At 68.5% G+C, this 23,011-nt stretch carries 18 protein-coding genes and 2 tRNA genes; 5 read left to right on the forward strand and 15 right to left on the reverse strand.

The annotated features are described in order from the left end of the window. Nucleotides 1-5: 5 nt before the first annotated feature. Both FNH21_RS00465 and ileS read right to left on the reverse strand, forming a co-directional pair. Nucleotides 6-1,406 carry a bifunctional folylpolyglutamate synthase/dihydrofolate synthase gene (locus FNH21_RS00465; protein WP_152811533.1) on the reverse strand — a complete coding sequence of 467 codons (1,401 nt, stop codon included), beginning with the start codon at nt 1,404-1,406 and terminating at the stop codon, nt 6-8. After that, entirely contained in the window at nt 1,399-4,695 is a 3,297-nt protein-coding gene (gene ileS / locus FNH21_RS00470; protein ID WP_152811534.1) for an isoleucine--tRNA ligase, read from the reverse strand. Before ileS ends, FNH21_RS00465 begins: the two co-directional genes overlap by 8 nt. 430 nt (nt 4,696-5,125) lie before the next feature. Here ileS and FNH21_RS00475 point away from each other — a divergent pair, with 430 nt between their 5' ends. After that, nucleotides 5,126-6,454, forward strand: a complete 1,329-nt coding sequence (locus FNH21_RS00475; RefSeq protein ID WP_152811535.1) for a cytochrome P450 — start codon at nt 5,126-5,128, stop codon at nt 6,452-6,454. Between the two features lie 10 nt (nt 6,455-6,464). Here FNH21_RS00475 and FNH21_RS00480 read toward each other — a convergent pair whose 3' ends face one another. The 5 genes from FNH21_RS00480 to FNH21_RS00500 form a co-directional block, all read right to left on the reverse strand. Continuing rightward, nucleotides 6,465-6,779, reverse strand: a complete 315-nt coding sequence (locus FNH21_RS00480; protein ID WP_152811536.1) for a winged helix-turn-helix domain-containing protein — start codon at nt 6,777-6,779, stop codon at nt 6,465-6,467. Further along, on the reverse strand, nt 6,776-7,225 hold the full coding sequence (locus tag FNH21_RS00485; protein WP_152811538.1) for a hypothetical protein: 450 nt from the start codon (nt 7,223-7,225) through the stop codon (nt 6,776-6,778). Before FNH21_RS00485 ends, FNH21_RS00480 begins: the two co-directional genes overlap by 4 nt. Before the next feature lie 98 nt (nt 7,226-7,323). Continuing rightward, nucleotides 7,324-8,223, reverse strand: coding sequence for a diacylglycerol kinase family protein (locus FNH21_RS00490; protein WP_191931462.1), 900 nt, complete (start codon nt 8,221-8,223; stop codon nt 7,324-7,326). 157 nt (nt 8,224-8,380) lie between these two features. Further along, on the reverse strand, nt 8,381-9,178 hold the full coding sequence (locus FNH21_RS00495) for an SDR family oxidoreductase (RefSeq protein WP_152811542.1): 798 nt from the start codon (nt 9,176-9,178) through the stop codon (nt 8,381-8,383). Nucleotides 9,179-9,282: 104 nt separating this feature from the next. Then, a complete protein-coding gene (locus FNH21_RS00500) occupies nt 9,283-9,645 on the reverse strand; it encodes a MerR family transcriptional regulator (RefSeq protein ID WP_152811544.1) in 363 nt (120 codons plus the stop codon). 209 nt (nt 9,646-9,854) lie between these two features. Here FNH21_RS00500 and FNH21_RS00505 point away from each other — a divergent pair, with 209 nt between their 5' ends. Both FNH21_RS00505 and valS read left to right on the forward strand, forming a co-directional pair. Next, entirely contained in the window at nt 9,855-11,378 is a 1,524-nt protein-coding gene (locus FNH21_RS00505; protein ID WP_152811546.1) for a SulP family inorganic anion transporter, read from the forward strand. A gap of 44 nt (nt 11,379-11,422) precedes the next feature. Next, entirely contained in the window at nt 11,423-14,047 is a 2,625-nt protein-coding gene (gene valS, locus FNH21_RS00510; RefSeq protein ID WP_152811548.1) for a valine--tRNA ligase, read from the forward strand. Between the two features lie 62 nt (nt 14,048-14,109). Here valS and FNH21_RS00515 read toward each other — a convergent pair whose 3' ends face one another. Continuing rightward, nucleotides 14,110-14,727 carry a mycothiol-dependent nitroreductase Rv2466c family protein gene (locus FNH21_RS00515; protein WP_152811550.1) on the reverse strand — a complete coding sequence of 206 codons (618 nt, stop codon included), beginning with the start codon at nt 14,725-14,727 and terminating at the stop codon, nt 14,110-14,112. A 210-nt stretch (nt 14,728-14,937) separates the two neighbouring features. Between FNH21_RS00515 and FNH21_RS00520 the strand changes: the two genes are divergently transcribed. Beyond that, nucleotides 14,938-16,467 (forward strand): glyceraldehyde-3-phosphate dehydrogenase, encoded by a 1,530-nt coding sequence (locus tag FNH21_RS00520; protein WP_191931463.1) that lies wholly within the window; start codon nt 14,938-14,940, stop codon nt 16,465-16,467. A gap of 66 nt (nt 16,468-16,533) precedes the next feature. Here FNH21_RS00520 and clpX read toward each other — a convergent pair whose 3' ends face one another. The 5 genes from clpX to FNH21_RS00545 form a co-directional block, all read right to left on the reverse strand. Beyond that, on the reverse strand, nt 16,534-17,826 hold the full coding sequence (gene clpX, locus FNH21_RS00525) for an ATP-dependent Clp protease ATP-binding subunit ClpX (RefSeq protein ID WP_055771521.1): 1,293 nt from the start codon (nt 17,824-17,826) through the stop codon (nt 16,534-16,536). Nucleotides 17,827-18,002: 176 nt separating this feature from the next. Beyond that, nucleotides 18,003-18,677, reverse strand: coding sequence for an ATP-dependent Clp protease proteolytic subunit (locus FNH21_RS00530; RefSeq protein ID WP_055771523.1), 675 nt, complete (start codon nt 18,675-18,677; stop codon nt 18,003-18,005). Between the two features lie 41 nt (nt 18,678-18,718). Next, nucleotides 18,719-19,345, reverse strand: a complete 627-nt coding sequence (locus FNH21_RS00535) for an ATP-dependent Clp protease proteolytic subunit (protein ID WP_277819703.1) — start codon at nt 19,343-19,345, stop codon at nt 18,719-18,721. A gap of 251 nt (nt 19,346-19,596) precedes the next feature. After that, nucleotides 19,597-21,108 (reverse strand): trigger factor, encoded by a 1,512-nt coding sequence (gene tig, locus FNH21_RS00540; protein ID WP_191931464.1) that lies wholly within the window; start codon nt 21,106-21,108, stop codon nt 19,597-19,599. 69 nt (nt 21,109-21,177) lie between these two features. Further along, a tRNA-Pro gene (locus tag FNH21_RS00545) sits at nt 21,178-21,251 on the reverse strand. A 114-nt stretch (nt 21,252-21,365) separates the two neighbouring features. Here FNH21_RS00545 and FNH21_RS00550 point away from each other — a divergent pair. After that, a tRNA-Gly gene (locus FNH21_RS00550) sits at nt 21,366-21,436 on the forward strand. Between the two features lie 89 nt (nt 21,437-21,525). Here the strand turns inward: FNH21_RS00550 and FNH21_RS00555 are convergent. Then, nucleotides 21,526-22,404, reverse strand: a complete 879-nt coding sequence (locus FNH21_RS00555) for an Fpg/Nei family DNA glycosylase (protein WP_055771531.1) — start codon at nt 22,402-22,404, stop codon at nt 21,526-21,528. Further along, nucleotides 22,397-22,867, reverse strand: a complete 471-nt coding sequence (locus tag FNH21_RS00560) for a ribose-5-phosphate isomerase (protein WP_152811554.1) — start codon at nt 22,865-22,867, stop codon at nt 22,397-22,399. Before FNH21_RS00560 ends, FNH21_RS00555 begins: the two co-directional genes overlap by 8 nt. Nucleotides 22,868-23,011: the final 144 nt, after the last annotated feature.

Raw genomic sequence — 23,011 nt, forward strand, 5'->3', positions numbered from 1 at the left:
CCTGCCTACTTCCCTAGGAGCGTCCGGGCTTCGCCGACCACGGTGACGGAACCGGTCACGAGGATGCCGCCGGACAGGTCGTTGTTCTCCTCGGCCTTCATGACCGCCCACTCGAGGGCGTCGTCGAGGGCCGGGAGGATGGTGATGTTCTCCTCGGCGAAGCCCGCCGAGAGGGCGGCCTGCAGGAGGTCAGCGGCCGGAACCGATCGGGGCGAGGTGGACTGCGTCAGGCACACGTCCTCCAGGATCCCGCCCAGTTCCTCGTGGAGCTCCGCGAGTATCCCGGCGGCATCCTTGTCCTGCAGCACCCCGATCACGAGGACCAGGCGCGAGAAGTCGAAGGCCTCTCTGATGCCCCTGGCGGCGGCACGCGCACCGGCCGGATTGTGCGCGGCGTCGACGACGATGGTCGGTGCCGTCCGGACCACTTCGAGGCGCCCCGGGGAGGTGACGGCGCGAAGGCCGTTCCGCACGAGGGTGGTGTCGAGCTCCCGCTCCCCTCCCCCGAGGAACGCCTCCACCGCGGCGACGGCGACCGCCGCGTTCTCGGCCTGGTGCTCACCGTGCAGCGGCACCAGCAATTCTCCGTAACGCCCTGCGAGGCCGGACAAGGACACCACCTGACCGCCGACGGCGACCGTCCGCGACTCCACGCCGAATTCGACGCCCTCGAAACGGAACTCCGCTCCGACCTCGCGAGCCCGCTCGAGGAGCACCTGCGCGGCATCGCGCGGCTGGATCGCGCTGACCAGGAAGGCTCCGGGCTTGATGATGCCGGCCTTCTCCAGCGCGATGTCCTCCACCGTGTCACCGAGCAGTTCGGTGTGGTCGAGGGAGATCGGGGTGATCACGGCGACCTGGCCGTCGCCCACGTTCGTCGCGTCGGTGATCCCGCCGAGCCCCACCTCGATCACGCCCACGTCGATCGGTTCGTCGGCGAAGATCGCGAAGGCGAGGATGGTGACGCACTCGAAATAGGTCAGTCGCGGCTCACCGGCGACGAGCAGTTCGCCGTCCACGATGTCCACGTAGGGTTTGATCTCGTCCCAGACGCGGACGAACGTGCCGTCGCTCACGGGCTCACCGTCGATGCTGATGCGCTCGGTGACGCGTGACAGATGGGGGCTCGTGAAGCGTCCGGTGCGGAGATCGTGCGCCAGCAGGATGCTCTCGATCATGCGCGCCGTCGACGTCTTGCCGTTGGTGCCGGTGATGTGGATGATCGGGAAGGTCCTGTTCGGCTCCCCCAGGATCTCCATGGCCCGGTGCAGCGGGGCCATGCGCGGTTCCATCCTGTGCTCCGGTGCGCGGCTCAGGAGCTCGGCATAGACGCTCTCCACGGAGAAGCCGTCCGCCTCCCGACCGCTGTCCGCCGCGCCCGCCTGTGTGTCGCTGGTCTCACTCATGGTCCTGCTCCTGCTTCCCTACGGTGATGCCGAACTCGGTTCCCGCGGCGTCGTCCGCGATGATGCGGAGCTCCGTCGTGAGGGTCTCGGACCGGATCAGCCCGGCGTTCGCCTCGAGCGCCCGGACCTGATGGGGTGCCACGGTGATGGTCGTGGAGATGCGGTCGCTGATGTCGAGATCGGCGTCGCGGCGGGCCTGCTGGATGGCACGGATCGCATCGCGCGCCGTGCCCTCGGCGGCCAGCTCGTCCGTCACCTCGGTGTCGAGGACGAGGAACCCGCCGCCCGGGAGGACCGTCACCGCCTTCGACGTCGCCCCGTTGCCCTCCACCACGGTGTCGAGCGTGTACTCGTGCGGCTCCAGGGCGAGGCCGCCCGCTGTCACGCCGCCGTCGTCGGACACGGACCAGTCACCGGACTTGGACGCCTTGATGACGGTCTGGACCTTCTTGCCGAGGCGCGGGCCGGCCGCACGGGCGTTGACGACGAGCCGCTGCGAGATGCCGAATTCCGCCGGCTCGGCGTCCGCGGAATCCACCAGGCGGACGCCCTTCAGGTTCAGCTCGTCGGCGATGATCGAGGAGTACTGGCCGGACAGTGTGCCTGCACCGGGAGCGACGACGGTCAGCTCGCGCAGCGGCAGGCGCACGCGGAGGTTCGCGGCCTTCCGCAGGCTCGAACCGACGGAACACACCTGCCGTGTCCGGTCCATCCGCTCCACGAGGTCCGGAGCAGCCGGGAACGACGCAGCGTCCGGCCAGTCGGTGAGGTGCACCGACCGCCCGCCGGTCAGTCCGCGCCAGATCTCCTCGGTGACGAGCGGCAGCAGGGGCGCCGCGGCACGGCAGACCGCTTCCAGGCACGTGTAGAGCACGTCGAAGGCGTCGGTGTCCTCCTCGAAGAACCGCTGGCGGCTCCGGCGCACGTACCAGTTGGTGAGCGTGTCGAGATACCGGCGCAGCGATTCGCAGGCGTCGCTGATCGTGAAGGCGTCGAGGGACGCCGTGAGGTCACGGACCAGGTTGCCGGTGTTCGCCAGGATGTAGCGGTCGATCGGCTCGGGGAGCTGCGCGGCGGCCTCGGCCGTCACGGTCTTCGCCTCGTAGCCCTGTCCTCCGTTCGCCGCGTTGGTGTACAGGCTGAAGAAGTGCCACACGTTCCAGAGGGGCAGGATCACCTGACGGACTCCGTCGCGGATGCCCTGCTCGGTGACCACGAGGTTGCCGCCGCGGAGGATCGGCGAGGCCATGAGGAACCAGCGCATGGCGTCGGAGCCGTCGCGGTCGAACACCTCGGAGACGTCGGGGTAGTTGCGGAGGCTCTTCGACATCTTCTGGCCGTCGGAACCGAGGACGATCCCGTGGCTGATCACGTTGCGGAACGCGGGGCGGTCGAACAGCGCCGTGGACAGGATGTGCAGCATGTAGAACCAGCCGCGCGTCTGCCCGATGTACTCGACGATGAAGTCGGCAGGATTGTGGGTGTCGAACCACTGCCCGTTCTCGAACGGGTAGTGCACCTGGCCGTAGGGCATCGAGCCGGAGTCGAACCAGACGTCCAGCACGTCCTCGACCCGGCGCATGGTCGAGCGGCCGGTCGGGTCGTCCGGGTTCGGCCGGGTCAGGTCGTCGATGAACGGACGATGCAGATCCACCTCGCCCTGCTTGTTCAGCGGCAGCCGGCCGAAATCGGCCTGCAGCTCGGCGAGGGATCCGTAGACGTCGGTCCTCGGGTACTCGGGATCGTCGGACTGCCACACGGGGATAGGGCTTCCCCAGAAACGGTTGCGGCTGATGGACCAGTCGCGCGCATTGGAGAGCCAGGTGCCGAACTGGCCGTCCTTGACGTTCCCGGGGATCCAGGTGATGTCCTGGTTGAGCTCCACCATGCGGTCGCGGATCTTGGTGACCTCGACGTACCAGGAGGACACGGCGCGGTAGATCAGCGGGTTGCGGCAGCGCCAGCAGTGCGGGTAGCTGTGCACGTAGCTGGCCTGCCGGACGAGCCGGCCCTCGGACTTCAGCACGCGGGTGATGTGCCGGTTCGCGTCGAAGACCTGCAGCCCCACGATCTCGGCCAGCGGACCGCGCCCGAACATCGGCAGGAACTTCGCGCCCTCGTCGACCGAGAGGATGACCTGGATGCCGGCCTCCTCGCAGATCTTCTGGTCCTCCTCGCCGTAGGCGGGGGCCTGGTGCACGAGGCCCGTTCCGTCCGTCGTCGTGACGTAGTCCGCCACGAGGATGCGGAAGGCGTTGCGGTAGCCGCCCTCCTCCGGGTCGGTGAGGTAGCCCCACAGCGGCTCGTAGGTGAGACCCTCGAGCTCGGTGCCCAGGTGCCGCGATGTGACGGCGTCGCGTGCGGCGGCGGCATCGGCGAAACCGAGGTCCCGGGCGTAGTTCCCCAGCAGGTCCTCGGCGATCAGGTAGCGTCCGGCCACGCCGTCGCGCACGGCCTCGACGACGGCGTAGGTGATGCCCGGCCCGACGGCGAGCGCCGCGTTGGTGGGCAGGGTCCAGGGGGTGGTGGTCCAGGCGAGGGCCTGCACTCCGGCGAGGTCCTTCGACAGCTGCGAATCCCCGACGAGGAGCGGGAACGTGACGGTGACGGTCTGGTCCTGACGGTCCTGGTACACGTCCTCGTCCATGCGGAGTTCGTGGTTGGACAGCGGGGTCTCGTCGTTCCAGCAGTAGGGCAGAACGCGGTAGCCGTTGTAGGTCAGGCCCTTCTCGTGGAGCGTCTTGAACGCCCAGAGGACCGACTCCATGTACTCCGGGTTGAGCGTCTTGTAGTCGTTGTCGAAGTCCACCCAGCGGGCCTGGCGCGTCACGTAGTCACGCCACTCCCCCGCGTACTTCATGACGGAGGCACGGGCGGCGTCGTTGAAGTTGTCGATGCCCATGGCGACGATCTGCTGCTTGTCCGTCATCCCGAGCTGCTTCATGGCTTCGAGTTCGGCGGGCAACCCGTGGGTGTCCCAGCCGAAGCGGCGCTCGACGCGGTGCCCACGCTGGGTCTGGTAGCGGCCCACGAGGTCCTTGGCGTACCCGGTCAGGAGGTGCCCGTAGTGCGGGAGTCCGTTCGCGAAGGGGGGCCCGTCGTAGAACACGAACTCGTTGGCGCCGTCGTCGCCGGCGTCCCGCTGGTCGATGGAGGCCTGGAAGGTCCCGTCCTGCTCCCAGTAGCGGAGGACGCGCTCCTCGAGGTCGGGGAAGCGCGGCGACGGTCCGTGCGGCTGGTTCGCCCCGTTCTCGTCGGGTGACACGGCTTTGGGGTAGATCTGCGGCATGAATCTCATCCTGTGTACGGCGGCGTGGGTGGAGCAGGAGTCCTGCCGTGAGGACGGTTGCCGGCCCCGCGCCACCGGTTGCCTGACCGGTGCCGGGAGCACCGCACCCGCGGTACCACCTCACTTGCCGCCGTCGCCGCCGTGCCGCTCGCTGCGGTCACGAGGGCTGGGCTGCCGCTCGTTACGGGCTGTCACGGGCCTGCCCGTCCGGTTCTACTGGTCCGCCCTGAGGCGTCCGTTCTTCCGGAAGCTCGCCGGTGATGGCCGGGTCGATGCTTGTGCGCCCAGTCTAGCCCCGGGCGGAAATCGTTGTCGAAAGGTGTGCGCGAGGAGAAGCAAGGGCCGGGGGGCTGCGGAACGGGCGTTGTGCCGCGCGGGCGGTCTTGGCAGGGTGGGGGGCACCCGACCGCTACAGGATGGACACCGCCGCATGTCGAGTCCCGCACTCCCCACCGCTTCCGCGCTCGATACGGGACGGCTCCTGCTCGGGGTGTTCCTGCCCACCGTCGCGAAGGGGCCGATCATCAGACGGCCCTGGGCGGTCGCGTTGGCGGCGCGCCTCGACCTCGACACGAGGGCCGTCGGGATCGTCAGGACGATCCACGCGAAGTACCCCACCGGTCCGCTCCTGCTGAAGGTGCCCCTGCGGAAGCAGGCCATCGTGCTGGCGCCGGAGGACGCCAACGCCCTCCTCGCCGCGTCGCCGGAGCCCTTCTCCCCGGCGAGCAGCGAGAAGAAAGCCGCGCTGTCCCATTTCCAGCCCCACAACGTCCTCCTCTCCCGAGGGCCGGTCCGTACCGTACGCCGTGCCCTGCAGGAACAGGTCCTGGACACGGACCATCCCGTGCACCATCTGGCGGACCGCTTCGTGCCCGTGGTCGAGGAGGAGATGCGGCAGCTGCTGGCCGAGGCTGCACGTGGGGGCTCACTGCCCTGGGACGATTTCCTCGACGCCTGGTACCGGGTGGTCCGCCGGGTGGTGTTCGGCGACCACGCGCGGGACGACAAGGACCTGACCGCGATGATCATCCGGTTGCGGAAGGACGGTAACTGGGCCTTCCTGAGGCCGAAGCGGCGGAAGGTGCGGGCGGCGTTCCTCCGGCGGGTGGCCGACGAACTGGCCGACGCCGAGCCCGGCAGCCTCGCCGCGGTCATGGCAGCCGCCCCGAAGGGCGACGGCGCCGAGCCGGCGGAGCAGGTACCCCAGTGGCTCTTCGCCTTCGACCCGGCAGGGATGGCGACCTTCCGGGCGCTGACCGTGTTCGCGACGCATCCGGAGGCGATGGCTGCCGCCCGCCGTGAGGCGGACGCGGACACCTCCGGGCGCCGGTTCCTCCCCTACCTGCGCGCGAGCATCCTGGAGTCGCTGCGGCTGTGGCCGACGACGCCGATGATCCTGCGGCAGAGCACGCGGCCCGTGGAGTGGGCTGACGGGACGATGCCGGCGGACTGCGGCGTCCTGCTCTACGCGCCCTACTTCCACCGCGACGATCGCCATCTGCGGGACGCGCACGGTTTCTCGCCGGAGCGCTGGCTGACCGACGAGGACGACGGCTGGCCGCTCGTCCCCTTCAGCGACGGACCGGTGGTGTGCCCCGGCAAGCAGCTCGTGCTCCTGCTGACGAGCGCGGCGTTGGCTTCCGTCGTCGGCGATCACGACCCGCGCGTGGAGCGGGGGCAGCACCTCGATCCGTCGCATGCACTGCCCGGAACCCTGGACAACTACTCCGTGGTGCTGAGCGTGTCGCCACGCTCCTGAGGCAGGACGCCTAGAGGTCTGCGGCGATCTCCCGCAGGGCGGCCAGGTGACTCCGCCAGACCGCCTGGCCCTCCTTCGTGGCCTTGAGCCACGTCCGCGGGCGCTTGCCGATGAACCCCTTGCGCACCTTCACGTAGCCCGCGGTCTCCAGCGCAGCCACCTGCTTGCTGAGCACGGAGTCGGAGACCTGGAGATGGTCACGCAGGGTCGCGAAGTCGAACTCCTCCGTCTGCGCCAGCGCGGCCATGAGCGAGAACCGCACGGGATGACCGAGTGTTTCCGCGAGGAGATGCCGCGGATGGGCCGGCGTGTCCTGCGCGCTCATCGTCGTGCCTCGTAGAGGGCGCACCCGGCCGTCAGCAGCGTCAGTGCTGCGGCGTGGGCGGCGGCGAAGCCGAGATCGCCCACGAACACGGAGCCTGCGAGGATGATGCCCGCGACCCACAGGACGCTCCATCCTCCGATGTACAGGCCCCAACGAGCCCCGAACCCACGCTTGGCCGTCTGCGCGAAGACCAGAGCCATGGTGACGAAGATGGCGAGCCAGACGAGCATCGCACCCATCGGCAGGACGATCGAGGCACCGGGGATCTGTGCCGCGTAGGCCAGGGCGATGACGCCGAGCGAGGAGATGGCGCCGAGCCCGAGCAGCAGGCTGATCTGCGGCCAGCCCGCGCCGGTCCGGACGCTCCCGCCGATCTGGTCCGCCTGGGCGAGGAGCCTCCGGGCCTCGTCGGCGTCCGGTGCGGTCGGCATGTCGGTCTCGTTCATGGTGTTCCCCCTGCTGAGAAGTGATGATGATCCACTCTCGCAATAACTTTCCACTTTGGCAAGTACTTTCGAGTACTGCCGAGGTGCAGGTGCGCGGGTCACCGTCGGCGGCGGAGCGGGGCTGCGTTACGAGGCCGGTCGCCCGGCAGCAGCACGTGCAACGCTGAAGGATCGACGGTCACCGTCATGGGCAGCGGACCCACGAGTTCCCCGTCGGCATACGCGTTCAGCTCCCGGTCCGCGCTGATCGAGATGACGCGGCCGCGTCGGGAGGTGACGCCGGGCCGCCCCAGGTGGCGGCCCCTGTAGGAGAGCAGGAAGACGACGACGACGTTCGCGATCGAGGACTTCCCGAGGGAGACCACATCGAGGAGTGCGTCGTCGATCTCAGCGTTCGGACAGATCCGGAGTCCCCCGCCGTAGTGGCCGACGCCGCCGACGGCTGCGAACCACCCTGTGGAGGAGCGCTCCTGGCCGTCGACGCCCACCGTCAACGTGACGTCACGCCACGCACGGAAGGCCCTGATTCCGCCGTACAGGTAGACGAACGGTCCGAGGGGGAACCGGGCGGCGTTGCCGTACTCGTTGGCCAGCGCGTCGAAGCCCGCGTGGGCCACGCCGAGGAAGGGTCGTCCGTTGACGAGGCCCACATCGATGGGCCGGATGCTCAGCTCGCGTATCGCCCGAACGGTGCGCACGGGATCGAGGGGAAGTCCGAGCCTCCTGACGGTGTCATTGCCGCGTCCACCGGCCAGCGGCAGCACCACGGCACCGGAGACCCTCGCGCCCGCCGCCACAGCTCCGAGGAAGCCGTCGCCGCCGAGGGCGGCCACGATCGTTCCCTCCGCAGCACGTCGGGCGCACTGCGTGGCCTCGGCGAGACTTCCCGTCACCACGACGGCGGGTGAGTAGCCCTGCTGCCGCAGGGCGTCCACGACGGATGGCCCGAGGCGCCCGGCACGCCCGCGTCCGGCGGTGGGGTTCACGAGGAGGAGCACCGCCGGTGACGCCTGCCGTCGGGTATCTGGCGCCGGGCCGGAGCGGCCCGGACGGCCCCGACTGATCGCCGCGCGGCCCCGACTGAGCATCGCGCGGCCCCGACTGAGCATCGCGCGGCCCCGTCGGCGCAGATCGGTCAGGGACGGCACCGCCATGTCAGCTCGACCGCAGCACCTTGTGGTTGGCAGCCTGCGCCAGCGGACGGAGGACGAGCTGATCGATGTTCACGTGGTGCGGGGCGTTCAGGGTGAAGGCGATGGCTGCGGCGACGTCGTCGGCCGTCAGCGGGTTCGCCACTCCCGCGTAGACCTTGTCGGCAGCGCTCTGGTCGCCGCCGAGGCGGTTCAGTGAGAACTCCTCGGTGTGCACCATACCGGGCGACACCTCGATGACGCGGATGTTGTTCTCTGCCTCCTCGAGGCGGAGCGCTCGTGCCATGGACTGCTGCGCCGCCTTGACACCGCAGTAGCCGGCGCCGCCCTCGTAGGCGGCGATCGCGGCGGTGGACGTGAGGAACAGGACGCTGCCCTGACCGCCCCCGCGCAGTGCCGGGAGCAGTGCCCGCGTCATGCGCAGGGAACCGAGCACGTTGACGTCGTACATCCACTGCCAGTCCGCCGTGGTGGTGTCCAGAACACGGTCCGCACCGAACGCACCGCCTGCGTTGTTGATCAGCGCATGGACCGGTCCCGCAGCCGTCACCTCCGCGGAGAACGCATCGACGGACGCCTGATCGGTGACGTCGAGGGCGAGCGGGGTGGCACCCGTCTCGTCCGCGAGCGCTTGCAGGCGGTCGAGGCGGCGGGCCGCGGCGACGACGTCCCACCCGTCATGGCGGAGCGCACGGACCGTGGCGGCACCGATGCCGGAACTGGCTCCGGTGACGACGGCGCGCAGTGCGGACGGGGCGGGATCGGCGGGCGCGCCGAGCTGCGTGGAAGAAGTCTCAGTCATGCGCCCACTGTAATCATCCCGTCGTGGCTCCGCCGACGGATGTGAAGGGTCGCCATGATGGACAGGGCGGCCCCGTGGAGCAGAACGGCGGTGGCGACGCCGTGCTAGTACTGGCGGAGCCGTTCGATGAACTCGTCGGCGCGCTCGAGTGTCAGGGCGAGCTTCTCGCGCCTCTCCTCGGCCGAGGACCGGAAGACGTCCAGGGCCGCATGCAGCCGTGTCCGCTCATCCGGGTCCTCCTCCACGTCCAGGGCTTCGGTGACGGCGAGCAGTTCCTGCATCTCGTCGAGGGTGAAACCGAGCGGCTTCATGCGCCGGATCAGCACCAGCCGGCTCGCGTCGGTCTCCGTGTACACGCGGAAGCCACCCTCGGTGCGGCCGGTGGCCGGCAGTATGCCGACGTCGTCGTAGTGCCTGATCGTGCGCAGCGAGAGGCCGGTCCGCTCGGCCAGCTCACCGATGTGCATCGTCCTCCCTGCGGGAGAACCGTGTGCGTCCTTCGTTCCGGGCACGGTCACCACCCTTTCACGAAGACTCTACCCTTACGTTAGGGTTGAGTACGTCACCCCCTGTACAGCGCGGTACAGGTTCCCCCTGCCCGTCGCCCTCGTACGCCGAGAAACCGCGACACCGCGACGCACCGCGACGGCCACCGGCACTCCAAGGAACCCCTGCCATGCAAGCAGCTGCACACACCGCGCCGCCCACGCTCACGCCCGCCGAACGGCAATCCGTCCTCCGCACGCTGAGAACGCCCCGCCTCCTGAAGACCGAGGTCCTCGCAGGTCTCGTCGTCGCCCTCGCGCTGATCCCCGAAGCCATCGCGTTCTCGATCATCGCGGGCGTGGACCCGCGCCTCGGCCTGTTCGCCTCCTTCACCATGGCGGTGTCGATCGCGTTCCTCGGCGGCCGCCCGGCCATGATCTCGGCCGCAACCGGCGCCGTCGCCCTCGTCATCGCCCCCCTGGTCGCCAGCCACGGCGTGGACTACTTCATCGCCGCCGTCATCCTCGGCGGCGCCTTCCAGGTCCTCCTCGGTCTCGCCGGTGTCGCGAAGCTCATGCGCTTCATCCCCCGCTCGGTCATGGTCGGCTTCGTGAACGCCCTGGCCATCCTGATCTTCATGTCCCAGGTGCCCGAGCTCCTGGGTGTCCCCTTCCTCGTCTACCCCATGGTCGCGGTCGGCCTGCTCATCGTCTTCGGCCTTCCCCGACTGACCTCCGTCGTGCCGGCGCCGCTGGTGGCGATCGTCGTCCTGACCGTCTTCGCGGTCCTCGCCGATGCCCTGGTCCCCACCGTCGGGGACAAGGGCGAGCTCCCCGAGAGCCTTCCGTCCCTGTTCTTCCCGAACGTCCCGCTGAACCTCGAGACACTGCAGATCATCGCCCCGTTCGCCCTCGCGCTGGCCGCCGTCGGACTCCTCGAATCCCTGATGACGGCGAAACTCGTCGACGACATCACCGACACCCGGTCGAACAAGACCCGTGAATCCTGGGGGCAGGGCGCGGCGAACATCATCACCGGGTTCTTCGGCGGCATGGGCGGTTGCGCGATGATCGGCCAGACCATGATCAACGTGAAAGCCTCTGGCGCCCGGACCCGCATCTCCACGTTCCTCGCCGGCATCTTCCTGCTGATCCTCGTCGTCGCGCTCGGCGACATCGTCGCCCTCATCCCCATGGCCGCCCTCGTCGCGGTGATGATCTTCGTGTCCATCGCCACCTTCGACTGGCACAGCATCCGGCCGACCACCCTCAAGCGCATGCCCAAGAGCGAGACCACCGTCATGCTCGCCACCGTCGTCGTCACCGTCGCCACGCACAACCTCGCCATCGGTGTCGGCGTCGGCGTCCTCGTCGCGGTGGTGGCGTTCGCCCGGAGGGTCGCCCACTTCGTCACCGTCGACCGCACCGAAGACACCGGGAACGGGCAGCGCCACGCCACCTACACCGTGAACGGCGAACTGTTCTTCGCGTCCTCCAACGACCTCTACACCCAGTTCGAGTACGCCACCGATCCCCACAAGGTCACCATCGACCTGCACGGCTCGCATCTGTGGGACGCCTCCACCATCGCCGCCCTCGACGCCATCCAGGAGAAATACCGCAGCCACGGCACCGAGGTGAAGATCGTCGGACTCAACGACGCCTCCGCCATGATGCGCGAACGCCTCGGCGGGAAGCTCGGCGCCGGACACTGATCGGCCCGGCACCTAACCCGCGACCGGTAGGGAACAATGGAGGGATGGCCGATACCACCCAGGGCACAGACACGCCCTCTCCCCAGCCCGTTTCCGTTCCCGACAAGCCCGCGCTGGAGGGCCTCGAGGAGAGGCTGTCCCGCCAGTGGCGTGAGGACGGCACCTACACCTTCGACCGCGACACGACCCGCGAGGGCGTCTACTCGATCGACACCCCTCCGCCCACCGCCTCGGGCTCGCTCCATGTGGGCCACATGTTCTCCTACACGCAGACCGACGTCATGGCGCGGTTCAAGCGGATGAACGGCGCCAACGTGTTCTACCCGATGGGCTGGGACGACAACGGGCTGCCGACGGAACGCCGCGTGCAGAACTACTACGGCGTACGCTGCGACCCGTCGGTCGCCTACGACGCCGGCTACCGCCCACCCGCGGAGCCCGCGAAGAACCAGCGCGACTTCGACGCGGTCTCCCGCCGGAACTTCATCGAACTGTGCGAGGAACTGGCGGTCGAGGACGAGAAGGTCTTCGAGAACCTCTTCAGCACGCTCGGGCTCTCGGTCGACTGGGACCTCACCTACCGGACCATCGACGACACCTCGCGGTCCGTGTCCCAGCGGGCCTTCCTCGACAACCTTGCAGCCGGCGACGCCTATCTCGCCGAGGCACCGACGCTCTGGGACGTGACCTTCCGGACCGCTGTCGCGCAGGCCGAACTGGAGGACCGCGAGCAGCCCGGCGCCTACCACCGCATCGCGTTCCACGCGCCCGACGGCAGGCAGGTGCACATCGAGACCACGCGTCCCGAGCTCCTGCCGGCCTGTGTGGCCCTGGTGGCGCATCCCGATGACGAGCGCTACAAGCCCCTCTTCGGCACCACGGTGACCTCACCCCTGTTCGACGTCGAGGTGGAGATCAAGGCGCACCCGCTCGCGAAGCCGGACAAGGGCAGCGGCATCGCCATGATCTGTACGTTCGGCGACCTCACCGATGTCACCTGGTGGCGCGAGCTGCAACTTCCCACGCGCGCCGTCGTCGGCCGTGACGGCCGCATCCGGACCGAGACGCCGGAGTGGATCGCCACCGGGCGTGCCCGCGAGAACTACGCGCAGGTGGCCGGGAAGACCATCTTCAGCGCCAAGGAAGCCGTGGTCGGCATACTCCGCGAGAGCGGGGACCTCGACGGCGAACCCAAGAAGATCACCCACCCCGTGAACTTCTACGAGAAGGGCGACAAACCGCTCGAGGTCGTCACGAGCCGCCAGTGGTACATCCGCAACGGCGGCCGCGACGCCGGCAAGCGCGAGGCGCTCATCCAGCGCGGGCGGGAGATCGAGTTCCATCCCTCGTTCATGCGCTCGCGCTACGAGAACTGGATCGAGGGCCTGAACGGCGACTGGCTCGTCTCCCGCCAGCGGTTCTTCGGCGTGCCCGTACCCGTCTGGTACCGCCTGGATGCCGACGGTGAACCCGAGTACGACGCCCCGATCGTGCCGGCCATGGACATGCTGCCCGTGGACCCGGCGGCCGAGCCCGCGCCCGGCTTCGAGGAGTCGGCGCGGAACCAGCCGAACGGCTTCATCGGTGACCTCGACGTGCTCGACACGTGGGCCACCTCGTCGCTCACTCCGCAGATCGTCGGCGGATGGGCGCGCGACGAGGACCTGTTCGCCAAGGTCTTCCCCTTCGACCTCCGCCCCCAGGGACACGACATCATCCGTACCTGGCTGTTCTCGACCGCCGTCCGTGCGGACGCCCTCCAGGATTCGGTGCCCTGGAAGCACGCTGCGCTCTCCGGCTGGATCCTCGACCCGGACCGCAAGAAGATGTCCAAGTCCAAGGGCAACGTGGTGGTACCGACCGACGTCCTCGAGCAGTTCGGGGCGGACGCCGTCCGTTACTGGGCTGCGTCCGCGAAGCTCGGTGCCGACACCGCGTACGAGGTCAACCAGATGAAGATCGGCCGCCGGCTGGCGATCAAGCTCCTCAACGCCTCGAAGTTCGTGCTGAACCTCGGCGTCACGGAGGCCTCGATCGGCGCAGGGTCCCTGGACCGCGTGACCACCGCACTCGACCAGTCGCTGCTGGCACAGCTGCGGACGGTCACCGAACAGGCCACGGCCGCCTTCGGGAAGTACGACTACGCCCGCGCGCTGCAGCTCACGGAGTCGTTCTTCTGGACGTTCACCGACGACTACGTCGAACTGGTCAAGGACCGCGCCTACGGCGACGCCGACGACTCCGGGACACTGTCCGTGCAGACCACCCTCGCGACGACCCTGGACGCCCTCCTCCGGCTCTTCGCGCCGTTCCTGCCCTTCGCGACCGAGGAGGTCTGGAGCTGGTGGCGCCAGGGCTCGGTGCACCGCGCGGCCTGGCCGTCCGCGGACGCCCTCGACGGTCTCCCGGCGTCGGCCGACCCTGCCGTCCTGACCTCCGTGGCCCTGGCCCTGGGAGGTATCCGGAAGGCGAAGTCCGAGGCGAAGGTGAAGCAGCGGACCGAGGTGGAGACCGCGGTGGTCACTGCCTCCGCCGCCCAGGTGGAGCAGGTCCGCGCCGGGCTCGCCGACCTGCTGGCCGCCGGCAACGCGAAGGACCTCCGGCTCGCCGAAGGCGAGGGGGCACTGACCGTGTCCGACGTCGAGCTGGTGCCGCAGCCGGCCGAGTAGCCGCCCCGGAACGAGAGAAGAGACCCGCTGTCGAACGGGTCTCTTCTCTCGGGCGGGACGGATCAGTCGAACGAGGGGCTGGACGTGCGTGAGCGCTTGAGCTCGTAGAACTCCGGGAACTCGGCCATCAGCAGCGCGCCGTCGAAGATCCGGCCGGCGGCCTCGCCCCGGGGGATCTTCGTGAGGACGGGCCCGAAGAAGGCGGTCCCGTTGAAGGCGACCACCGGCGTGCCCACCTCGTCGCCCACGCGGTCGATGCCGTCCTGGTGCGAGGCGCGCAGCTGGGTGTCGTACTCGTCGGTGTGGGCGTACGCCGCGAGCTCCGCGGGCAGACCGACCTCGTCCAGCGATTCCCGGATCACGACGTCGAAGTCCTTGACCTGGCCGATGTGGATGCGTGTGCCCATCGCGTCGTACAGCTTCTTGATGTACTCGTCGCCGTGGAGTTCCCGGGCCGCGATGATGACGCGCACCGGCCCCCACGCCTTCTGCATCATGGCCTGGTACTCCTCGGGGAGGTCACGACCCTCGTTGAGCACGGACAGGCTCATCACGTGCCAGTCGACCGTGATGTTCCGGACCTGCTCCACCTCGCCGATCCACCGGGAGGTGATCCATGCGAACGGGCACAGGGGGTCGAACCAGAAATCTGCCTTCTCCACGGTTGCTGACTCGCTCATGCGCTTCTCCTTCGGTCGGGATCAAGGCCGTTGCCTTTTCTCGTGCAACCCGCCTCCTCCGCTCCATATTCCGCGCGGATTGGTGCACCGCCGCCGAAGGCGGTTCAATGAAGGGACACGACCAGTCGACGGTGCCTGGCGCTATCCCTGCGTCGCCATCGGGCTGGATGACTCCGCGCCGGTGCGTCCGGTGCAGAAGAGGATACGGCTGTGCAGCACGACGGGACCGAGAATCACGACACCTGGCTCGAACGCGAGGCGCTGGCAGAGGCGATGATCCCGCTGATCGGGCAGCTCTACCGCAGGAACAACGTGGTGACGAGCATCCACGGGCGCAGCCTCATCAACAAATCGACCATGAACATCCTCAAGGCCCACCGGTTCGCCCGGCGGATCACCACGGAGGAACTCCGGCTCGAGGACACGGCCCCGCTGCTGCGCCTGCTCGCGGACCTGGACCTCGGCGCTGCCGCGATCGATCTGGGTCGGCTGAGGCTCGCCTACGACCGGTCCGCCGCCGGTGGTGACAGCCGATCACTGGAGCAGTTCGTCCGCACCGAGCTCGCGGGCATCGTCGGACAGGGCGGCCGCGACGAGCGCACCAGCACCGACGTCGTGCTCTACGGGTTCGGACGCATCGGGCGCCTCGTGGCGCGCCTGCTCATCGAGAAAGCCGGCGGCGGCCACGGACTGCGGCTGCGCGCCGTCGTCGTGCGCCGCGGGTCGGACAACGACCTCGCCAAGCGGGCGAGCCTCCTGCGCCGCGACTCGGTGCACGGCTCCTTCGAGGGCACCATCCAGGTGGACGAGACCGCGAACACCATCACGGCCAACGGCATCAGGATCCAGGTCATCTACTCCGACGATCCCGCCTCGATCGACTACACCGCGTACGGGATCTCCGACGCACTCGTGGTCGACAACACCGGCCGGTGGCGTGACGTCGACGGCCTCTCCCAGCACCTGCGCAGCACCGGGGTCGCGAAGGTCCTCCTGACCGCGCCCGGCAAGGGGGACCTGAAGAACATCGTGCACGGCATCAACCACGCGGCCATCGGGAAGGAGGACCGCATCATCACCGCGGCCTCCTGCACCACCAACGCCATCACGCCGGTGCTGAAGGCCATCAACGACCGCTTCGGGGTGGTCCACGGACATGTCGAGACCGTCCATTCCTTCACCAACGACCAGAACCTCATCGACAACTTCCACCGTGGTGACCGCCGCGGGCGCTCGGCCGCGCTGAACATGGTGCTGACCGAGACCGGTGCGGCGACGGCTGTGGCGAAGGCCCTGCCGGAACTGGCCGGGAAACTCACCGGGAGCTCCATCCGCGTACCCACTCCGGACGTCTCGATCGCCATCCTCAACCTGACGCTGGAGCACGCGACCACCAAGGAGGAGGTGAACACCTATCTGCGCGAGATGTCCCTGCACTCGGACATGCGCAAGCAGGTCGACTACATCGACAGTCCGGAGGTCGTGTCCACCGACTTCGTCGGCTCGCGGCGCGCGGGCATCGTCGACGGTCTCGCCACGATCGCCGACGGCACCTACCTGGTCCTCTACGTCTGGTACGACAACGAGTTCGGCTACAGCTGCCAGGTGGTCAGGGTCATGGAGGAGATGGCCGCGGTCCACCCGCCGTCCTACCCCGCGGCAGACATGGTGCCGGGTGCGGACACGGGCGACGACGCTTCGGACCTCCCCGGTGCGGCTGCGGTGACCGCCGACGCCTGAGTACCGCGCAGGGGACGCACGAAGGGCCCGACCATCAGGTCGGGCCCTTCGTCGCACGTAGAGGGGTCAGGCGGACTTGTTCCGCCGCTTGGCCACGACCTCGTGGGAGATGAGTGTCGGTTCGGCGCGCTTGGCGACGACGTCGTCGGTGATCACCACGGTCGCGATGTCCTCGCGGCTCGGGAGATCGAACATCACGGGCAGGAGGACCTCCTCCATGATGGCGCGCAGGCCGCGCGCGCCGGTCCCGCGGTCGAGCGCCAGATCCGCGATGGCCTCGAGCGCCTTGGGCTCGAAGGCCAGTTCGACGCCGTCGAGCAGGAACATCTTCTGGTACTGCTTCATGAGCGCGTTCTTCGGCTCGGTGAGGATCTGCATGAGGGCCGGGCGATCGAGGTGCGTCACCGTGGTGATGACCGGCAGGCGACCGATGAACTCGGGGATCAGCCCGAACTTCAGCAGGTCCTCGGGCATCACGTCCCCGTAACTCGCCTCCTCGTTCTTGAGGGAGCTCAGCGGAGCACCGAAGCCGATGCCCTTCCGCCCGGCACGCGAACCGATGATCTCCTCGAGTCCGGCGAAGGCGCCGGCGACGATGAACAGGACGTTCGTCGTGTCGATCTGGATGAACTCCTGGTGGGGATGCTTCCGGCCACCCTGCGGGGGCACCGACGCCACCGTCCCCTCGAGGATCTTCAGGAGTGCCTGCTGGACGCCCTCGCCCGAGACGTCCCGGGTGATCGAGGGGTTCTCGCTCTTCCGGGAGATCTTGTCGATCTCGTCGATGTAGATGATGCCCTGCTCGGCCTTCTTGACGTCGTAGTCGGCCGCCTGGATGAGCTTGAGGAGGATGTTCTCGACGTCCTCACCGACGTAGCCCGCCTCGGTCAGCGCCGTCGCGTCGGCGACCGCGAAGGGGACGTTCAGGCGGCGGGCGAGGGTCTGGGCGAGATAGGTCTTGCCGCAGCCCGTGGGACCGATCAGGAGGATGTTGGACTTCGCGATCTCGACGTCCTCGGCCTCGGCCGCATCGGCCAGGGTGCCCGCTGCACGCGGGCCGCTGCCCGACTGGATGCGCTTGTAGTGGTTGTACACGGCGACAGCGAGGGAGCGCTTCGCCGGCTCCTGCCCCACCACGTACTCCTGCAGGAAGTCGAAGATCTCCCGCGGCTTGGGGAGCTCGAAGGTCCCGAGGTCGGCCACCTCGGACAGCTCCTCCTCGATGATCTCGTTGCAGAGGTCGATGCACTCGTCGCAGATGTACACGCCGGGGCCGGCGATGAGCTTGCGTACCTGCTTCTGGCTCTTCCCGCAGAAGGAGCACTTGAGCAGATCGGTGCTCTCACCAATGCGAGCCATGGTTCAATCCCCTTAGGTATTACGCGATTGCTACCACCACTCTAGGCCACATGCCTGTGGTAGCCGGTATCAAAATGCCCGTGGTGCCGTTCGGCGCCACGGGCATTCGACCGTCCTGACCCGGACCTCGAGCGCTCCGACCGGCTGCCCTCAGGACAGCCGGACGGAGGCCCGGATCACGGGGTGTTGATCTTCGGCGGCGTGATCTTCCGCGAGTTGAGGACCTCGTCCACCAGGCCGTATGCGACGGCATCGGCGGCGGTGAGGATCTTGTCGCGCTCGATGTCGAGGTTCACCTGCTCGGGCGTACGGCCCGAGTGCAGGGCCAGCGTGTCCTCGAGCCATGTCCGCATGCGCATGACCTCGTTGGCCTGGATCTCGAGGTCGGAGGCTTGCCCACCCTGGCCACCGGACAGGGCCGGCTGGTGGATCAGCACGCGGGCGTTGGGCAGGGCGAGGCGTTTGCCGGGCGCGCCCGCGGCCAGCAGGACCGCCGCGGCGCTGGCTGCCTGGCCGAGGCAGACCGTCTGCACCTCGGGGCGGATGAACTGCATCGTGTCGTAGATCGCCGTCATCGCGGTGAAGGACCCACCGGGCGAGTTGATGTACAGCGTGATGTCGCGCTCCGGGTCCGTGGACTCGAGGACGAGCAGCTGCGCCATGACGTCGTCGGCCGACGCGTCGTCGACCTGCGTCCCGAGGAAGATGATGCGGTCCTCGAAGAGCTTGGTGTACGGGTCCTGGCGCTTGAAGCCGTAGGGTGTGCGCTCTTCGAACTGGGGGAGGATGTAGCGGCTGGTCGGCAGGTTCTGCGCCGTGGATCCCGCTGCTGCCTGGAATTCGTGGTTCATGGTGTCTCCTGTAGGACGACTGGTGGAGGGCTGGGAGCGGACTACGCGGTCTGCTCGGTGCCGCCGCCGCCGGCGACGGAGCCCGAGTGCGCGGAGATGTGGTCGAAGAAGCCGTACTCGAGGGCTTCCTTGGCCGTGAACCACTTGTCGCGGTCGTTGTCCTTGAGGATCGTCTCGACGGTCTGGCCCGTCTGCTCGGCCGTCAGCTCCGCCATGACGCGCTTCATGTGCAGGATCAGCTCGGCCTGGATGCGGATGTCCGTCGCGGTTCCGCCGATGCCGCCGGAGGGCTGGTGCATCAGGATCCGGGCGTGGGGGGTCGCATAGCGCTTGCCCTTGGTGCCCGAGGACAGGAGGAACTGTCCCATGGAGGCCGCCAGACCCGTAGCGACGGTGACGACGTCGTTCGGGATGAACTGCATGGTGTCGTAGATCGCCATGCCCGCGGTCACGGATCCGCCCGGTGAGTTGATGTAGAGGAAGATGTCGCGCTCGGGGTCCTCCGCCGACAGCAGGAGCAGCTGCGAGCAGATGGCGTTCGCGTTGTCGTCGCGGACCTCGGAACCGAGCCAGATGATGCGCTCCTTGAGGAGCCGCGTGTAGATGTACTCGTCACGACCGCCCATCTCGGGACCAGCCATGCTCGGGATACTTGGTTCGGTTGCCATGTGGTTGACCTCTCACTCTGGCGGGCCGCTGCCTCGTCGGCCGACCCGTCCGTTTGTCTCTCCTTGGACACTAACCCGCTGCGGCGACGAATTGCTCCCGCTCCGTGAACTGTTCGCTGACGGCGCACGGTCGCCCGGCCGAACCCCGGAACGCGTTAGCCCAGGGCTTCCGTCCGCTCGCCGAGGGCTTAAGCACGGCAGCGGTGCCGCTGCCCGGGGGCTGCGACACCGCTGACGGTGGTGCGTGGCTACTACTCGGCGGCCGGCTTCTTCGCGGCGGGCTTCTTGGGCGCAGCCTTCTTGGCCGGTGCCTTCTTGGCGGGCTTCTCGACGACCTCGGCAGACTCGGCGGGCGCGGCGTCCTCGACGGGGGCCTCGACGGCGTCCGCGGTCTCGTCGGCCTGGATGTCCTCGACCGCACCCTGCTCGGTGTCGACGTCGTCGACCTCGATGGTCTCGGGCTCGTCGCCGGCCGGGCGGACGAATTCGGTCAGGTCGATCGCCGCACCGTCGGTGTCCGTGACCGTCGCGTACTCGAGGACCTTGGCCAGTGCCTTGCGACGACGCACCTCGCCGACGATCATCGGCACCTGGCCGCTCTGGTCCAGCATCTGGGCGAACTGGTTGGGCTCCATGCCGTACTGCCCGGCCGTGGAGACGATGTAGTCGATCAGCTCGCTCTGGCTGACGCCGACCTCTTCCTTCTCGGCGACCGCATCGAGGATGACCTCGTTCTGGAAGGCGCGCTCGGTGTTGCTGCGCACCTCCGCGCGGTGCTCCTCCGTGTCGTGGTCCTCGCCGGCACTGTGGGCGTTCTCACCGTTGAAGTGCTGCTCGAGCTGCTCGTCGATGACGCTCTCGGGCACGGGCACGGCGACGAGCTCGACCAGCAGGTCCAGCACCTTGTCGCGGGCCTCGACGCCCTGGTCCATGAGCTTCGACTCGGAGGCCTGCTTGGCGAGGTCGGCGCGCAGTTCATCGGCCGTGTCGAACTCCGATGCCAGCTGGGCGAACTCGTCATCGACCTCGGGGAGCTCGCGCTCCTTGACGGCTTTGACGACGACCTTGACCTGCGCCGCGGCACCCGCGTGCTCGCCACCGGCCAGGGTCGTCTCGAATGTGGCGTCCTCGTCGGTGGACAGGCCGGTGACCGCCTCGTCCATGCCTTCGAGCATGGTGCCGGAACCGATCTGGTAGGAGAGGTCCTGGGCGGCGTCGACCTCGTCACCGTCCACCGATGCGGTGAGGTCGATGGTGAGGAAGTCGCCGTCCTTCGCGGGGCGGTCGACGGCGGTGAGCGTGCCGAAGCGGCCGCGCAGCTCGTCCATGGCCTTCTGGATGTCCTCGTCCGACGCCTCGACGGGCTCGACCGTGACTTCGAGTCCCTTGTAGTCGGGGAGCTCGATCTCGGGGCGGATGTCCAGCTCGACCGTGAAGGTCAGCTGGCCGTCCTTCTTCGACGGGTCGGGCACCTCGGTGATCTCGACCTCGGGCCGGCTGAGCGGACGGATGCCCGTCTCCTGCACAGCGCTCTGGTAGAAGCCGTTCAGGCCGTCGTTGACGGCGGTCTCGATGACGTAGCCGCGGCCGACGCGCTGGTCGATGAGCTGCTGCGGAACCTTGCCCTTGCGGAACCCGGGAACCTGGACCTGGGTGGCGATGGTCTTGTAGGCCTCGTCGATGCTGGGCTTCAGTTCCTCGAAGGGGACCTCGACGTTCAGCTTCACCCGGGTGGGGGAAAGGGTTTCAACAGCGCTCTTCACAGCGTAGGACTCCTGAGATGATTGGATTCGGTTCTGCAGCGGAGGCACTTTCCTCATCACATGACAGAGTCGGGGTGACAGGAGTTGAACCTGCGACTTCCTGCTCCCAAAGCAGGCGCTCTACCAAGCTGAGCTACACCCCGTAAGTGCGAGTGTCAGTCTACGCATCTTTGCGGCCGGCTCGCACATTTGGTGATCGCGCGGCCGCTGTGGTGTAGTTGTAGGCGTTCCACGGGGCTCCGCCAGGGGCCCGCTGCGGGGATGTAGCTTAATGGTAAAGCCTCAGTCTTCCAAACTGATTACGCGGGTTCGATTCCCGTCATCCCCTCATAGCCCGACACGGCAGACACCCGGACCCGCTGGTCCGGGTGTTCCTCTTTAAGCTGCGCGTGACGCTTCAGCCGCATCCCCGCGGCGTCAGTCGGCCTGACAGGACGGGCACCAGTAGACCGTGCGGGCCGCCATCTCCGCGCTGAGGATCGCGGTGCCGCAGCGACGGCAGGGCTCGCCCGTCCGCTTGTAGACGTAGGTGGGCGCGGATCGCTTCGGCCGTCCGTTCCGCGCCTCGACCGTCGTCGTGATGATGCGCCCTTCGCGGACGCCGTCCCTCATGAGCCGGACGGTATCGGCCCAGATCCCCAGGGCCTCGTCCTCCCTCAGCTGCTTTCCCGGGCGCCAGGGGTTGATGCCCTGCAGGAACAGCACCTCTGCGCGGTAGATGTTGCCGATCCCGGCGATGACCGCCTGGTTCATGAGCTGGATCCCGACGGGCGTGATGCTCGACATGACCTTCGTGACGAAGGCCGATCCGTCCGGCCGGGGTCGGAGCGGATCCGGGCCGAGCTTCGCCCGGGCCACCTTCTCCTCCGCGGCGGTGATCACCTCGCAGGCCGTCGGCCCACGGAGATCGGCCCAGCCGTGATCGGACACGAGACGGACGCGCACCGCACCCACCGGGTCCGGTGGTCCCGCATAGGCCGCCGGGCCGCCGTCGGACGGCTGCTCCGACTCCCCCACACGGCGGGGTGCGCCGATGCTCGAGGCTCCGCGGAACGTGGCGTCCCCGCCGAAGCTCCACGCGCCGTACAGACCGAGGTGGATCCGGAGGACGCGGTCGTTGTCGAACCGCAGGAACATCTGCTTGCCATGCGCGAGCGCGCTGACGAGGGTTGCGCCGTCGAGCTGCTCCGCCCCGGCAGCGAACCGACCCTGCGGACTGGAGACGGCGAGCCGCGCACCGGTGAAGACGGAGGTGAACTGCTTCGCCAGACGGTGGACCGAGTGGCCCTCAGGCAACGCTGCCCGTTTCCTCGAAGCGGGTGACCTGGGCGATCCTGCGGCTGTGCCGCTCCGCCCCGCTGAAGGGTTCGGCCAGGAAGGCCTCGATGATGGCGGTCGCCTCGTCCACCGAGTGCTGCCGCCCGCCGACGGCCACCACGTTGGCGTCGTTGTGCTGCCGCGCGAGGCGGGCGGTGTCGAGGCTCCACGCCAGTGCCGCCCGGATCCCACGCACCTTGTTGGCAGCGATCTGCTCGCCGTTGCCCGAACCCCCGAGGACGATGCCGAGCGCTTCGACGCCCGCCGCCTGGTCGGCGACGACGGCCTCTGCCGCGTCGATGCAGAAGGAGGGGTAGTCGTCCTCCGGGTCGTACGCCGTCGGGCCGTGGTCGATGACCTCGTGCCCGGCCCGGACGAGGTGGGAGAGGAGGTGGGCACTGAGCTCCATGCCGGCGTGGTCGGTGGCGAGGTGGACGCGCATGGCGATCTGTTCCTTCTGGAGGGCGCCGGACCGCCCGGCGGCGACCGGGCAGAGGTCCCGGCGATGGAGGTGGGACGATGCCAGCCTAGTGCGCCGCCGGCCGGGGCGACCACGCGCGCGACCTCACCGCCGGAGTGAGAGAAT

It is taken from the genome of Arthrobacter bussei (genome assembly GCF_009377195.2).
Taxonomy (GTDB): domain Bacteria; phylum Actinomycetota; class Actinomycetes; order Actinomycetales; family Micrococcaceae; genus Arthrobacter_D; species Arthrobacter_D bussei.

Bases quoted from the DNA above. Each gene is read 5' to 3' on its own strand.
- FNH21_RS00530 (WP_055771523.1), bottom strand. From the start codon at position 18,677: ATGAACCACGAATTCCAGGCAGCAGCGGGATCCACGGCGCAGAACCTG.
- FNH21_RS00475 (WP_152811535.1), top strand. From the start codon at position 5,126: ATGTCGAGTCCCGCACTCCCCACCGCTTCCGCGCTCGATACGGGACGG.
- FNH21_RS00500 (WP_152811544.1), bottom strand. From the start codon at position 9,645: ATGCACATCGGTGAGCTGGCCGAGCGGACCGGCCTCTCGCTGCGCACG.
- valS (WP_152811548.1), top strand. From the start codon at position 11,423: ATGGCCGATACCACCCAGGGCACAGACACGCCCTCTCCCCAGCCCGTT.
- FNH21_RS00480 (WP_152811536.1), bottom strand. From the start codon at position 6,779: ATGAGCGCGCAGGACACGCCGGCCCATCCGCGGCATCTCCTCGCGGAA.
- FNH21_RS00515 (WP_152811550.1), bottom strand. From the start codon at position 14,727: ATGAGCGAGTCAGCAACCGTGGAGAAGGCAGATTTCTGGTTCGACCCC.
- FNH21_RS00505 (WP_152811546.1), top strand. From the start codon at position 9,855: ATGCAAGCAGCTGCACACACCGCGCCGCCCACGCTCACGCCCGCCGAA.
- clpX (WP_055771521.1), bottom strand. From the start codon at position 17,826: ATGGCTCGCATTGGTGAGAGCACCGATCTGCTCAAGTGCTCCTTCTGC.
- FNH21_RS00560 (WP_152811554.1), bottom strand. From the start codon at position 22,867: ATGCGCGTCCACCTCGCCACCGACCACGCCGGCATGGAGCTCAGTGCC.
- FNH21_RS00465 (WP_152811533.1), bottom strand. From the start codon at position 1,406: ATGAGTGAGACCAGCGACACACAGGCGGGCGCGGCGGACAGCGGTCGG.
- FNH21_RS00535 (WP_277819703.1), bottom strand. From the start codon at position 19,345: ATGGCAACCGAACCAAGTATCCCGAGCATGGCTGGTCCCGAGATGGGC.
- ileS (WP_152811534.1), bottom strand. From the start codon at position 4,695: ATGCCGCAGATCTACCCCAAAGCCGTGTCACCCGACGAGAACGGGGCG.
- FNH21_RS00495 (WP_152811542.1), bottom strand. From the start codon at position 9,178: ATGACTGAGACTTCTTCCACGCAGCTCGGCGCGCCCGCCGATCCCGCC.
- FNH21_RS00485 (WP_152811538.1), bottom strand. From the start codon at position 7,225: ATGAACGAGACCGACATGCCGACCGCACCGGACGCCGACGAGGCCCGG.